The organism is Brevundimonas sp. GCM10030266, from assembly GCF_042666595.1.
In the GTDB taxonomy this organism is placed as follows: domain Bacteria; phylum Pseudomonadota; class Alphaproteobacteria; order Caulobacterales; family Caulobacteraceae; genus Brevundimonas.
Map to the genome: position 1 here is coordinate 422,388 of NZ_JBHTCY010000005.1, position 11,845 is coordinate 434,232.

General features: G+C 69.2%; 10 protein-coding genes and 1 pseudogene. 8 read left to right on the forward strand and 3 right to left on the reverse strand.

The features are described 5' to 3' along the window. Positions 1–14 precede the first annotated feature (14 nt). The 5 genes and pseudogenes from ACFQQC_RS17005 to ACFQQC_RS17025 form a co-directional block, all read left to right on the forward strand. A pseudogene (locus tag ACFQQC_RS17005) lies at positions 15–539 on the forward strand (HAD family hydrolase); the annotation flags it as partial. A gap of 117 nt (positions 540–656) precedes the next feature. Beyond that, entirely contained in the window at positions 657–1,904 is a 1,248-nt protein-coding gene (gene serA / locus ACFQQC_RS17010) for a phosphoglycerate dehydrogenase (RefSeq protein ID WP_376863772.1), read from the forward strand. 101 nt (positions 1,905–2,005) lie between these two features. Then, positions 2,006–3,820 carry an SGNH/GDSL hydrolase family protein gene (locus ACFQQC_RS17015; RefSeq protein WP_376863722.1) on the forward strand — a complete coding sequence of 605 codons (1,815 nt, stop codon included), beginning with the start codon at positions 2,006–2,008 and terminating at the stop codon, positions 3,818–3,820. Positions 3,821–4,048: 228 nt separating this feature from the next. Beyond that, a complete protein-coding gene (locus tag ACFQQC_RS17020; RefSeq protein WP_376863723.1) occupies positions 4,049–4,660 on the forward strand; it encodes a M23 family metallopeptidase in 612 nt (203 codons plus the stop codon). Positions 4,661–4,733: 73 nt separating this feature from the next. Further along, complete coding sequence (locus tag ACFQQC_RS17025; RefSeq protein WP_376863724.1) at positions 4,734–7,019, forward strand: response regulator; 2,286 nt, start codon at positions 4,734–4,736, stop codon at positions 7,017–7,019. Between the two features lie 29 nt (positions 7,020–7,048). Here ACFQQC_RS17025 and ACFQQC_RS17030 read toward each other — a convergent pair whose 3' ends face one another. Then, complete coding sequence (locus tag ACFQQC_RS17030; RefSeq protein WP_376863725.1) at positions 7,049–7,258, reverse strand: hypothetical protein; 210 nt, start codon at positions 7,256–7,258, stop codon at positions 7,049–7,051. Positions 7,259–7,275: 17 nt separating this feature from the next. Next, positions 7,276–8,556 carry an isocitrate lyase gene (gene aceA / locus ACFQQC_RS17035; protein WP_376863726.1) on the reverse strand — a complete coding sequence of 427 codons (1,281 nt, stop codon included), beginning with the start codon at positions 8,554–8,556 and terminating at the stop codon, positions 7,276–7,278. A 154-nt stretch (positions 8,557–8,710) separates the two neighbouring features. On the opposite strand from aceA, the gene ACFQQC_RS17040 reads away from it, so the two are divergent. From ACFQQC_RS17040 to ACFQQC_RS17050, 3 genes are read left to right on the forward strand one after another with little or no spacing between them, the layout of a single operon-like run. After that, positions 8,711–10,141, forward strand: a complete 1,431-nt coding sequence (locus ACFQQC_RS17040) for a short-chain fatty acyl-CoA regulator family protein (RefSeq protein ID WP_376863728.1) — start codon at positions 8,711–8,713, stop codon at positions 10,139–10,141. A 17-nt stretch (positions 10,142–10,158) separates the two neighbouring features. Then, positions 10,159–10,365 (forward strand): hypothetical protein, encoded by a 207-nt coding sequence (locus tag ACFQQC_RS17045; protein WP_376863729.1) that lies wholly within the window; start codon positions 10,159–10,161, stop codon positions 10,363–10,365. Then, positions 10,362–10,649, forward strand: coding sequence for a type II toxin-antitoxin system RelE/ParE family toxin (locus ACFQQC_RS17050; protein WP_376863730.1), 288 nt, complete (start codon positions 10,362–10,364; stop codon positions 10,647–10,649). Before ACFQQC_RS17045 ends, ACFQQC_RS17050 begins: the two co-directional genes overlap by 4 nt. 119 nt (positions 10,650–10,768) lie before the next feature. On the opposite strand, the gene ACFQQC_RS17055 is transcribed toward ACFQQC_RS17050, so the two are convergent. Then, positions 10,769–11,758, reverse strand: coding sequence for a helix-turn-helix transcriptional regulator (locus tag ACFQQC_RS17055; RefSeq protein WP_376863731.1), 990 nt, complete (start codon positions 11,756–11,758; stop codon positions 10,769–10,771). Positions 11,759–11,845: the final 87 nt, after the last annotated feature.

Sequence of the window (11,845 nt, forward strand, 5' to 3'; positions counted from 1 at the left end):
GCCAAGGTCCGGACATGGCTGACGCGACCTATGTTTTCGACTTCGATTCGACCCTCGTGCGCGTGGAGACGCTCGAGGCTCTGGCCGACATCGCGCTGGAGGGTTCGCCCGACGCCGACGCCGTTCGCGCGCAGATCGCCGCCCTGACCGATCAGGCCATGGCCGGGGAGCTCGGTTTCGGCGAGGCCCTGCGCCGTCGTCTGGCCCTGCTGCCCCTGACCCGCGCCCATGTGCAGGCGCTGGCTGATCGCATCCTCGACGAGGGCACCCCCTCGGTCCGCAAGAACCTCGCCTTCTTCAAGGCCAACGCCCACCGCATCGTCATCCTGTCCGGCGGCTTCCGCGAGATCATCGCCCCCGTCGCCGAGCGACTGGGCGTCGCGCCCGACCGGGTGCTGTGCAACGACCTGAGCTATGACGCCGACGGCCGCGTCACCGGCGTCGATACGGCCAATCCCCTGTCCGAGGCCGGCGGCAAGCCGACCGTCATACGCGCCCTGAACCTGCCCTCGCCCGTGGTCATGGTCGGCGACGGCTGGAACGACGCCGAGGTGAAGATCGCCGGCGCCGCTGACCGCTTCTACGCCTTCACCGAGGTCGTGCGCCGCCCCACCGTGGTCGAGGCCGCCGACGCCGAGGCCGCCTCCATCGACGAACTGCTCCACGCCGAGGGCGAGACGGGTCGCTGGTCCTATCCGCGCAGCCGCATGCGCATCCTGCTGCTCGAGAACATCCACCCCGCCGCCGTCCAGCGGCTGGAGGACGCGGGCTACACGGTCGAAACCGCCAAGGGCGCCCTGGGCGAGGACGAGCTGATCGCGCGGATCAAGGGCGTCCATGTTCTGGGCATCCGCTCCAAGACCATGGTCACCGAGCGCGTGTTGCAGGCCGCCGACCGTCTGATGGCCGTCGCCGCCTTCTGCATTGGCGTCAACCAGATCGATCTCGCCGCCGCCTCCGACCACGGCGTCGCCGTCTTCAACGCCCCCTATTCCAACACCCGTTCGGTCGTGGAGCTGGCCATCGGCGTCATGATCAACCTGATGCGCGACGTGCCGGACAAATCCGCCGCCATGCACCGGGGCGAGTGGAACAAGTCGGCCACCGGCTCGCGCGAGTTGCGCGGCAAGACCCTCGGCATCGTCGGCTACGGCGCCATCGGCAGCCAGCTGTCCGTGCTGGCCGAGAACCTGGGCATGCGGGTCATCTTCCACGACCTGACCGAGCGGCTGGCGCTGGGCAACGCCCGCCGCATGCCCTCGCTGGACGCCCTGCTGGCTGAAAGCGACGTCGTCACCCTTCACGTCGATGGCCGGGCCGACAACGCCAATGTCATGGGCGCCGCCCAGTTCGCGCGGATGAAGCCGGGCGCCCTGCTGCTGAACCTGTCGCGCGGCCACATCGTCGACATCGGGGCCATGGCCCAGGCGCTCGGCTCGGGCCGGATCGGCGGCGCGGCGGTGGACGTCTTCCCGGATGAGCCCGCCACCAACGCCGATCCCTTCGACAGTCCCCTGCGCGGCCTGAAGAATGTCATCCTGACGCCCCACATCGGCGGCTCCACCGAGGAGGCCCAGGAAGCCATCGGCGAGTTCGCCGCCGACCGTCTGCTGGCCTATCTGAACCGCGGCGACACCACCTTCTGCGTCAACCTGCCGAACGTGCAACTGGCCGAGGTCTCCAGCGCCCACCGCATCCTGCACATCCACCGCAATCAGCCGGGTGTCCTCGCCGACCTCAACCGCGCCATCGCCGGGGCGGGCCTGAACATTCTCGGACAACATCTGAAGACGGACGAAAGAACCGGCTACGTTATCACCGACGTCGACCGGAACTATGATCCGGAGGCGGTGCAATCCCTGCGCGCCGTCGACGGCACCCTGCGTTTCCGCATGTTGTACTGAGTACGGACTGAAAAGCTTACCTCGCGGCATCTTGCATACCCGGCAAACGGGCGCAGAGTGCGGTTAACGGTCGCATCATGACGACCGAGGGAGGAACATCGATGTCTCGTTTTCTGCGTAACGCGGCCCTCGCCGCGTTGGCGGTCGCCGCTGCCGGCTCCGTCGCCGGCGCCGCCAGCGCCCAGACCTACAACCGCCTGATCGTCTTCGGCGACAGCCTCAGCGACAACGGCAACCTGTACGCCGTCTCCGGCCAGCCCACCTCGCCGCCCTATTTCCAGGGCCGCTTCTCGAACGGGCCGGTCTTCACCGAACTGCTGGGCTTCAACGCCGGCCGCTTCACCGCCGGCGCCCCGGTGACCGGCAGCGTCAACTACGCCTTCGGCGGCGCCCGCACGGACAACGCCGCCAGCCCTCCGGGCATGCGCAACCAGCTCCTCGCCTACACCGGCGCGGGCGGCACCTTCGGGCGCAATGACCTGGTCAGCATCCTGGGCGGGGCCAACAACATCTTCCAGGCCTTCCCGGGCGCCGCCGCCTCGGCCAACCCCACCGGCGCCATGCAGACGGTCGTCAACGCCGCCGCCACCGACGTAAACTTCATCGTCAACAGCGTCGCCACCGCCGGCGCCGGCACCATCCTCGTCTCCAACCTGCCGCGGCTGGGCATCACGCCGCAATTCAGCGCGACCGGCCCCAACGGCGCGGCCCTGGCCGACTTCGCGGGTCAGCAGTTCAACAGCGCCCTGCAGAGCCGGCTGATGACCACCGCGGCGGGCCAGCCGAACACCAACATCATCCTGATGGACCTCTACAAGATCAGCGATCCGCTGGCCGCCAATCCGGGCCGGTTCGGCCTGACCAATGTCACCCAGTCCTGCTTCAACGGCGTCACCGTCTGCGCCAATCCCGACAGCTACCTGTACTGGGACGGCGTACACCCGACGGCGGCGGGGCACCGCCTGATCGCGCAACTGGCGAACGACTATCTCTACTACGGCGACCTCGGCGCCCAGTCGACGGTTCAGGCAGAGACCGCCTTCCGTCAGCGCGAGGATCTTCTGGACCTGTCCACCGAGACCTTCGCCGGTCGCGAGTCCTGGCAGGCAGGAACCCACATGACCTTCGGCGTGCTGGCCGACAGCGTCGAGACCGACAGCCGGGGTGTCGTCGCCTCGTCCAAGGCCACGGGCTGGGGCGGCCGGGTGGGTCTGGATCACGTCCAGTCCGAAAGCCTGCGCTTCGGCCTGGCCGGAACCTTCCGCACCGCCGAGGTCGAGGCCGGTCCCCTCGCCTTCGACCTCGAGACCTACGCCTTCGACGCCTGGGTCGGCTGGCGCTCGGGGAACATGTTCCTGGGCGCGGCCGCCGGCGGGTCGATCGAGAACTATGACGACATCACCCGCCAGACAGCCCTCGCCCCGATCGTCCACACGGGCGAAACCACCGGCGGCAGCATCGGCGCGCGGGTCCAGGGCGGCTGGTGGTTCGACATGGGCGGCATCGCCCTGTCGCCCCGCGCGGCCGTCACCTGGGGCTCGACGGACGTGAACGGCTGGGCCGAGCAAGGCGCCGCGGCGCAGTACGCCTATCAGGACCGCACCGTGCAGGCGGCGGCGGGCGAGGTCTCGCTGCGGGCCGAAGGCGGCGGCGACGGGGTCGGCTTCTTCATCGAGGGCGGCTACCGCGACTCGTTCGGCGACAGCTCCGATGCGGTCGCCACCGGCATCCTGGGCAACCCCGCCCAGATCCTGCGGCGCGAGATCGAGGACCCGTTCGGCGGATCCCTGCTGGCCTCCGCCGGGGTCGAGGCCGACGTGGGCCTGGGCAAGCTGACCTTCGGCTACCGGGGCCGCTTCGGCGACCATGCCGACAGCCACGTGGGGGCCCTGACCTGGACCCTGGCGCTGCAGTAAACGGCTGACAGCCTGACGGCGAAGGGGCGCGCGACCCAAGGGTCCGCGCCCCTTTTCGTTGCACCCTGCGACCACCTGCCGCCCCGGGAGCGCCCCAAAGTCGCCCTCTGCGTCCCCTATCCCGCCGGCTCACCGAGGCGCGGAGCCCCGGCCGCGCCGCGAAAGCCGCGCGTCGCCGCGCCGCCTTGTCCCCGCTCATCCGAGCCGAAGACGGAGCCGACGCCGCCCATGCGACGCCTGTTGCCGACCGCCCGGTCGTTCCTCACCCATTCCGGCCAGGCCATGGTCCTCGGCGTCGTCGCCGTCCTGGCCATGGCCGCCGCCCCGCTGAACCCGCGCCCCGCCCTCGCCGAGGACTTCGCCGTGCCCGAAGCCCCGCCGGTGACCGCGGTCGCCGCGCCCGCCGGGCCGGTCACCCGCCAGATCACCTTCATCGAGCCCGTGCGGGGCTATGCGGTGAACTCGGCCTTCGGCATGCGCCGTCTGCCCGGCCACGCCGCCCGCCACCACGACGGGGTCGATATCGCCGCGCCCAGAGGCACCGGCGTCCTTGTCGCCGCCGAGGGCCGTGTCCTGCGCACCGGCTATGACGCTGGCGGCTACGGCAAGTTCATCGAGGTGGTCCACCCCAATGGCATGAGCACCCTTTACGGCCACCTCAGTCGCGTGGACGTCGCCACCGGCGACGCCGTCAGCGTGGGCGAGCGCATCGGTCTGGTAGGCTCAACCGGCCGTTCCACCGGCCCCCACCTGCATTTCGAGGTCCGCCGCGGGGATCGCCAGATCAACCCTGTGCGTGTGATGGGCGAGTCATTCCCGGTTGTGGTCGCGGACGCCTGAGCGTCCCTTTCCGTACATATGCCCACGCTTTCTTCACCCCTTTGCGGGATAGTTCCCGGCGAAGGGGCGCCACTTGGACCGTATTCTATATTGCATTGCGTTCCAGCATGACTGGCGGTGGACTCTCGCCGCCGGTCTGGTGTGCGTGTTCGGCGTCGGAATCGGCTACCAGCTTCTGGGCCGGGCCCGCGCCTCGCTGGGCATGCGCCGCCGCAATCTGGCGATCCTGGCGGCCATAACCGCCGGACTTTCGGTCTTCAGCACCCACTATATTGCCATGCAGGGCTATCAGGTCGGCGGAGAGGTTCGCTACGCCGTCTGGACGACGCTGGCCTCCTTCCTGATGGCTTTCGCCGGCATCGGCCTGGCCTGTCTGGCCGTCCTGATCCGCAACGGCCCCGTCGCGCGCGCCGTCGGCGCGGCCCTGGCCATGTCCGGCGTGGCGGCCATGCATTTCCTCGGCGTCGCAGCCCTCGAACTGCCCGGCCGGATCGTCTGGCGGGCCGATCTGGTCGCCCTGGCCCTCGGCGCGGGCATGGTTCTGGCCTCGACCAGCGCCGCCTTCCTGTACGGCGCCGCGCCCTGGCGGCGGTTCGCTGCGGGCGTCTGCGGCGCCCTGTCGGTCATCATCCTGCATTTCGGCGCCATGAGCGCCATGAGCCTCGAGCCCCTCGCCGGAACCGAGACCTCGGCCTGGACCCTGACCCCGGGCGTCATGACGCTGGTGCTGGCCGGCATGGTGCTGAGCATCGCCGCCGTCGGTGCCGTGGCGGTCTGGATGTGGTGGATGTCCCGCGCCAGCGCCCTGGGCCAACTGCGGCAGGCCATCGAGGCCATGCCCGACGGCCTGGCCTTCTATGACGGCGAGGACCGGCTGGTGCTGTGGAACAGCCGCTACGCCGAGGTGAACCCCGAGCTGTCGGCCAATCTCCAGCGCGGCATGACCTTCCGCGAGATCCTGCAGATCGGCCTCAACGACGGCCTCTACGCCGAGGCCGTGGGCCGCGAGGAAGAGTGGATCGCCGAGCGGATGAGCACCCGCGCCGCCCGCACGACCAGCATGGAGCAGCAGATCATCGGGGACCGCTGGCTGCGCGTCTCGGACCGCCGCACCCTGGCCGGCGGGACCGTGACCATCTGCACGGACATCACCGAACTGAAGCGCGACGCCCGCGCCCTGGCGGACGCCCGGGACGCCGCCCAGGCCGCGAACAGCGCCAAGAGCCAGTTCCTGGCCAATATGAGCCACGAGATCCGCACGCCCCTGAACGGCGTCATCGGCGTGGCCCAGGCCCTGCGCAACACTGACCTGTCGGGCCAGCAGGCCGAGATGCTGGACCTGATCCAGTCGTCCAGCCGCACCCTTCAGGTCCTGTTGAGCGATATCCTCGATCTGGCCCGCGTCGAGTCCGGACGTTTGGAACTGAACGAAGAGGCCTTCGATCTGGGCGCCGCCGTGCGCGAATCCGCCCAGCTCTACGAGGCCTCCGCGCGCGAAAAGGGCCTGCAATTCTTCGTCGAGATCGACCCCGCGGTGGACCGCTGGATCGCCGGCGACGTCGTTCGCCTCAAGCAGATCCTGACCAATCTGGTCTCCAACTCGGTCAAGTTCACCGCTCAGGGCTTCGTCAGCCTGACCGCCATGCCGGGACCGGTTCGCGCCGGCCAGCCGACCCTGCGCTTCGCCGTGGACGATACCGGCATCGGCTTTGACGGCGAGACCCGCACCCGCCTGTTCGGGCGGTTCGAGCAGGCCGACGGCGGGATCACCCGCAAGTTCGGCGGCTCGGGGCTGGGCCTGTCCATCTCGCGCCAGCTGGCCGAGATGATGGGTGGCGAACTGGACTGCGAGAGCGAGCCGGACGGCGGCTCCTGCTTCATGCTGACCATTCCGATGCGACTGGCCGAAGCGCCGACCGTGACGACGGCCGAGGGGTCCGCCCTGGCCGCAGGAGACGACCGTCGTCTGCGCGTTCTTATGGCCGACGACCATCCGGTGAACCGCAAGGTGGTGGAGATGATCCTGGCCCAGGCCGAGATCGACCTGACCTCGGTCGAGGACGGCGCACAGGCCCTGAGCGCCATGCGTGACGGGGACTACGACCTGATCCTGATGGATATGCAGATGCCGGTCATGGACGGGCTGACCGCCACCCGTGAAATCCGCCTGCACGAGGCGGCGATGGGGCTGCCGCGCACGCCGGTGGTGATGCTGACCGCCAACGCCCTGCCCGAGCACATCGCCTCGGCGGAAGCGGCGGGCGCCGACCGGCACCTGGCCAAGCCCTTCGATGCGGCGGAGCTGCTGGAGCTGGTCATCTCCCTGCCCCGCGCCGCACAGGCCGCGATCGCCGCCTGATCACGGGCGACGACCGCTTCAGGCCTTCGTTACTCGTAACCGTGGGCCGCTTCGTTGATGACCTGCGAGGGCATCGACGAGAAGTCCACGCTGACCGGCTGGGCGAGCTTGGCCCGGTAGGTCTTCAGCACATGCTCAAGGCGACGCCGCACCTCCCGCTCCGCCTCGGTCTGGGTGTCCAGATTCAGCGGGGCCAGGCAGAAGTCGATGATGGCCGTCGGGTTGTTCAGCGGTTCCATGGTCTGTTTCTCCTTGGTTATTCGGCCGCGACGAACTGCGCGGTTTCGGTGGAGTCCTTCAGGGCCGTCGTCGACGACTGGCCGTTCGAGATGACGGTCGCGACCTGATCGAAGTAGCCGGTGCCGACCTCGCGCTGGTGGCGAGTGGCGGTGTAGCCGCGGGCCTCGTTGGCGAACTCGCGCTGCTGCAGTTCGGAGTAGGCTGCCATGCCGCGATCGCGGTAGCCGTCGGCCAGCTCGAACATGCCGTTGTTCAGGCTGTGGAAGCCGGCCAGCGTGACGAACTGGAACTTGTAGCCCATGGCGCCCAGCTCGCGCTGGAATTTGGCGATGGTGGCGTCGTCCAGCTTGGCCTTCCAGTTGAAGGACGGCGAGCAGTTGTAGGCCATCAGCTTGCCGGGGTGCTCCTTCTGGACGGCTTCCGCGAACTTGCGGGCGTCGTCGAGGTCGGGGTGCGAGGTCTCCCACCACAGGACGTCGGCGATCTTGGCGTAGCTCAGGCCGCGGGCGATGCAGTGCTCCAGACCGATCCCCTCCTTCAGGCGGAAGAAGCCCTCCGGCGTGCGGTTGTCGCGGTCGATGAAGGGCTGGTCGCGCTCGTCGATGTCCGAGGTGATCAGCGGGGCGCTTTCGGCGTCGGTCCGGGCGACCGTGATGGTCGGCGTGCCCATGACGTCGGCAGCCAGACGGGCGGCGATGAGGTTGCGCTCATGCGCCTGGGTCGGGATCAGCACCTTGCCGCCCAGGTGACCGCACTTCTTCTCCGACGCCAGCTGGTCCTCGAAGTGAACGCCCGAGGCGCCGGCCTCGATGAAGGCCTTCATGATCTCGAAGCTGTTCAGCGGCCCGCCAAAGCCGGCCTCGGCGTCGGCGACGATGGGCACGAACCAGTCGCGCTTGGCGCCGCCCTCGGCGTGCTCGATCTGATCGGCGCGCTGCAGGGTGCGGTTGATGCGGCGGCACAGTTCCGGCGCGGCGTTGGCCGGGTAGAGCGACTGATCCGGATACATGGCGCCGGCGGTGTTGGCGTCGGCGGCGACCTGCCAGCCCGACAGATAGATGGCCTTCAGACCGGCCCGGACCATCTGCATGGCCTGATTGCCGGTGACGGCGCCCAGGGCGTTGATGAAGGGTTCGGTGTGCAGCAGCTCCCACAGGCGGTTGGCGCCGCGCTCGGCCAGCGTATGGGTGATCGGCACCGAGCCGCGCAGACGCAGGACGTCTTCCGGGGTGTAGGGGCGCTCGATGCCGTCAAAGCGGCCTTTGGGCGAGGGAACCAGATCGGCGAAGGTGGTCATGGCGGGTCTCTGTCCTGTGGGCCGTCGATGCGCGGCGGGTCACGGAAAGGAAACACGCCTCAGTCATAAACGACACACGACAAGCCGGACATATCGCGTCATTGAGTCACAACATGACACTTGCTGTTAAGTCATTTTGTGACATCGTGCGGCCATGGACACCGCCGACCGCAAGCTGTTCCTGGGCGGCCGCCTGAAGCGGCTGCGTCGGGATCTGGGCCTGACCCAGACGGCCATGGCCGGCGATCTGGGCGTGTCCCCCAGCTATCTGAACCACATCGAACGCAATCAGCGCCCCGTCTCGGCTCAACTGCTGCTGCGGCTGGCCGAGACCTATGACGTCGACCTGCGCGCGCTGGGCCAGTCCGGCGGTCCGGCGTCAGAGGCGACCTTGTCGGAAGCCTTCGCCGATCCGGTGTTCCAGGGGCTATCTGTGCCCCGGCATGAGATCGTCCAGCTGGCCGAGGACCAGCCCGCAGTGGCCGACGCCGTGCTGCGCCTGTATCGCGCCTTCACCGACCGCCGCGCCCGCGCGCGGGCCGAGGCCGACATCGCCGGCGGCGGAGGCGACGAGACACCCGCCGATCGCGTTCGCGACTTCGTGCAGTCACGCCAGAACCACTTTCCGGAATTGGACGCCATCGGCGAGCGACTGGCCGCCGAGCTTGAGGCCGAAACGCCCGGCGAGACCTTCGAGACCCGCGCCCGCGCCCGTCTGCAGGCCCGCCACGGCCTGACCGTCCGCACCCTGCCCGACGATGTGATGGTCGAGTGGACCCGCCGCTATGACCCGCACCGCAAGCGGCTGCACCTGTCCGAGACCCTGGGCCCCTCCTCGCGCGCCTTCGCCGTCGCCTTCCAGCTGGCCCTGGCCGAGCATGACGCCGAACTGACGGCCCTCACCGCCTCGGCGGACATGCCGGACGACGCCACGCGGCGGCTCCTGAAGGTCGCCCTGACCAACACCCTCGCGGCCGCCATCCTGATGCCCTACGGCGCCTTCCATGCGGCCGCCGAGGCCAATGGCTATGACCTGACCCGGCTGGAGGCCCGGTTCGGGGTCAGCTTCGAACAGGTGGCGCACCGGCTGACCACCCTGTCGCGCCCGACCGCGCGAGGCGTGCCCTTCTTCCTGATGCGGGTTGATCAGGCGGGGAATATCTCCAAGCGGTTCGCTTCGGGCGCCTTCCCCTTCTCGCGCTTCGGCGGCGCCTGCCCGCGCTGGCGGCTGCACAGCGCCTTCCGCACGCCCGGCCGGATCGTCACCCAGATCATCGAGACGCCGGACGGCGGCCGCTGGTTCACCCTCGCCCGCACGGTCGAGCGTCAGGGCCGCGACGCCTTCACCGAGGGGCATGATCTCGCCATCGGACTGGGCTGCGAGCTGAAACACGCCCGCCGCCTGATCCACGCCCGCGGCCTGGATCTGGCCGCGCCGGAGGTGACCCCCATCGGCCCCGCCTGCCGCCTGTGCCACCGCCACCCCTGCGCCGAACGCGCCGCCCCGCCGGTCGACCGCGCCCCGGCGGTGGACGACTGGTCGAAATCGGTCAGCCCCTGGCCGTTCGTGCAGGAAGCGCGCTGACGTGCTAGGCTTGCCCCATGGTTGACGGTGCCCTGACCCTGCAACTGGACCCCGAAACGGCTCGACGGCTGGCGGATGCAGCACGCGAGGCAGGCGTCACGCCCGAAGCCTATGTGGCGGATCGCCTTTCGGAAGCCCTCTCTCTGGAAAGCCCGCTCCCGCTTGAAGAAGCGCTGAGCGAGTTCCGGAACCATGTCGAAACGAAGCTGGCTGCGGGGGGATGACCTTTCGGGTCATCGTCCAGAGCCGGGCGAGGCGTGATCTGATCCGGCTTGGCGATTTCCTTGTTGCCGACAACCCTCGCGCTGCACTCGCTGCCGTGGAAGCTATTGAGACGGCTCTTCGAAGCCTGATCCGTTTTCCCGAACGCGCGCCGGAGCAGGACGGTGTTCGACGATTGGCCATCCCCTTCGGTCAGTCCGGCTACGTCGCAGAATACCGGATCATCGGCACTGAGGTGTTTATCGAGCGCGTGGTGCATATGCGTGAGAGGCGAACCACCCGCTAGACCTGCCCCGCCAACAACTGGTGGCCGAAGAAGCCCCCCACCCGTGGATGCCGCTCTGCGAACCGCCCAAGGCGGGCGGCGAAGTCGGCGGACTGCTTAGCGTCAGCACGCCCGCTCCGTCACGCTTGCGACCGTCCGAGGGCGCGGGTGGCGGCGGCCAGTTCGTCCGCCATGACGGTCTTCAGCCGTTCCGGCGCGACGATTTCCACCTGCTCGCCCCAGCTGAACAGATGCCAGGCCAGTTCGCGCATGCCTGACGCCCGGAAGCGGACCAGAACGCCGCCGTCCGGCTGATCCTCGACCGTCTGGGTCGGATGCCAGCGCCAGCCGCGCGCCTCGGCGGCGCCCTCGGGCGTGATGCGCAGGGCCACATCCTCGATGGCGTCCTGATAGATGCCGAACGACTGGCCGGCGAAGACCTGCAGGTCGAAGTCGGCGGGCGGCACGGCCACGCCCGGCTCGGCCTTGACCGCGCTCATCCGGTCCAGCCGGAAAGTCTTGATCGCGCCGGTGTCGCGCTCGGCGGCGACCAGATAGTTGGCGCGGCCGAACATCAGGCCGCAGGGGATCATCACGCGCCGCCGCGCCTCGGCGCCGGGGCGGCTGTAGATGAAGCCCAGCGGCTGGCCGGCCAGCACCGCCTGCCGGATCTCGGCCAGCACCACCTCGTCCGCCGTGGCGCGCGGTCCGGCCTGCACCGCCAGGGTCTCGGCGCGGACAAGCGCCTCCAGATCGGGGGCAAGCCGGTTCAGGGTGGTCGAGCGGACGGCCGACTTGAGCTTGCGCTCCAGCCCCTCCAGCGCCTCGGCCCGGGCCGGTTCGCCGGTCGCGCGCAGGCCCTGCGCCGCCCGGGTCAGTTCGACGAACTCTTCCGCGGTGGGGGCCTGTTCGAAGGCCGACAGGCCGCCCCGGATGCGCCAGCGCTTGTAGGGTGGATCGGACACCTCTTCCGCCTGTGGGAACAGGACCACCACCGCGTCGCGGATGCGTTCGGCGGTGCGACGGGCCGTGCCCATCTCGCGCATCATGTCTTCCATGGTCAGGCCTTCGGCGCTGGCCGCCATGCGCCGCGCGAGGTCCAGAACCAGGGCTGCTCTGTCAAATCTCATCGCCGGACCAGAGCATACGACCAAAAATGACGCAACGCTGATTTAGAACTCAATCCATCGACAGCGACACACCGCTTCAGGGAGTTC

Excerpts from the sequence above, each read along its gene's own strand:
- ACFQQC_RS17015 (WP_376863722.1), top strand. The coding sequence starts at position 2,006 with ATGTCTCGTTTTCTGCGTAACGCGGCCCTCGCCGCGTTGGCGGTCGCC.
- ACFQQC_RS17020 (WP_376863723.1), top strand. The coding sequence starts at position 4,049 with ATGCGACGCCTGTTGCCGACCGCCCGGTCGTTCCTCACCCATTCCGGC.
- ACFQQC_RS17030 (WP_376863725.1), bottom strand. The coding sequence starts at position 7,258 with ATGGAACCGCTGAACAACCCGACGGCCATCATCGACTTCTGCCTGGCC.
- aceA (WP_376863726.1), bottom strand. The coding sequence starts at position 8,556 with ATGACCACCTTCGCCGATCTGGTTCCCTCGCCCAAAGGCCGCTTTGAC.
- ACFQQC_RS17040 (WP_376863728.1), top strand. The coding sequence starts at position 8,711 with ATGGACACCGCCGACCGCAAGCTGTTCCTGGGCGGCCGCCTGAAGCGG.
- ACFQQC_RS17045 (WP_376863729.1), top strand. The coding sequence starts at position 10,159 with ATGGTTGACGGTGCCCTGACCCTGCAACTGGACCCCGAAACGGCTCGA.
- ACFQQC_RS17050 (WP_376863730.1), top strand. The coding sequence starts at position 10,362 with ATGACCTTTCGGGTCATCGTCCAGAGCCGGGCGAGGCGTGATCTGATC.
- ACFQQC_RS17055 (WP_376863731.1), bottom strand. The coding sequence starts at position 11,758 with ATGAGATTTGACAGAGCAGCCCTGGTTCTGGACCTCGCGCGGCGCATG.